The organism is Streptomyces sp. SID3343 (genome assembly GCF_009865215.1).
Taxonomy (GTDB): domain Bacteria; phylum Actinomycetota; class Actinomycetes; order Streptomycetales; family Streptomycetaceae; genus Embleya.
In genome coordinates, this window is sequence record NZ_WWJX01000250.1 from 1 (window position 1) to 717 (window position 717).

1 protein-coding gene is annotated in these 717 nt (G+C 72.8%); it reads left to right on the plus strand.

Annotation, left to right across the window (positions count from 1 at the left end):
• Positions 1-109: 109 nt before the first annotated feature.
• Positions 110-412 carry a hypothetical protein gene (locus tag GT354_RS08620; RefSeq protein WP_161355667.1) on the plus strand — a complete coding sequence of 101 codons (303 nt, stop codon included), beginning with the start codon at positions 110-112 and terminating at the stop codon, positions 410-412.
• Positions 413-717 lie beyond the last annotated feature (305 nt).

The window sequence follows — 717 nt, forward strand, 5'->3', positions numbered from 1 at the left end:
ACCTGACGGAACCCCGGTGCCGATGGTACCGGGGTCGTCGCGCTGCGTGCTTGCGTGACGGGCCGTCAGGTTCCTTGCGTTTGACGGCGGTTGAGAGGGGACGTTGGTCGTGGTGTATCTCGATGACGGCGACACGGGGGACGTGTCGGGGCCTGCGCGGGCCGGCGGCTGGGATCCGGGGTCGTCGCTGTGGGTCGCGGGCGTGGACTACCTGAGCGCGTGGCGTCTGGCCCAGGTCACGGCGGACATGTTCAACGACGCGATCATCGCGCACGGTTTGACGCGTGCGGACGCTCGCGCGGTGGCGGTGTCGCTGCCGGACGGCTCGGCCTCGGTGGACATCCGCATGTCGGTGCGCGGCGCGGAAGCGGTGGCCGGTGCGCTACGGCGGGTCAACCGGCACGCGGCGTAGATCCGGGTGGCCGGTGGGGGCAACCCACACCCCGCCGGCATGCACCCGTTCCGTTGTGGGGCCCGGCCGAACGACGGTGAGCAGAGACGTCGGCCTGTGTGGGGCGCGTGTCGGGGGTGCGCGGCTGGGTCCCACCTGAGATCACCCCGCCTCCTCCGCTTTGACTCCCCGCGCCGGCGGCGTGTCCCGTCGCGGATCATCCTTGCTGGCTGATGTCGGCCCCGCGTCGGGTCGTGCCAGCGTCACGTGTCGTGTCGGGGCGGGTCCGCTGGGGCGTCGACCCGGGACCGGCGGCCACGCCGCAG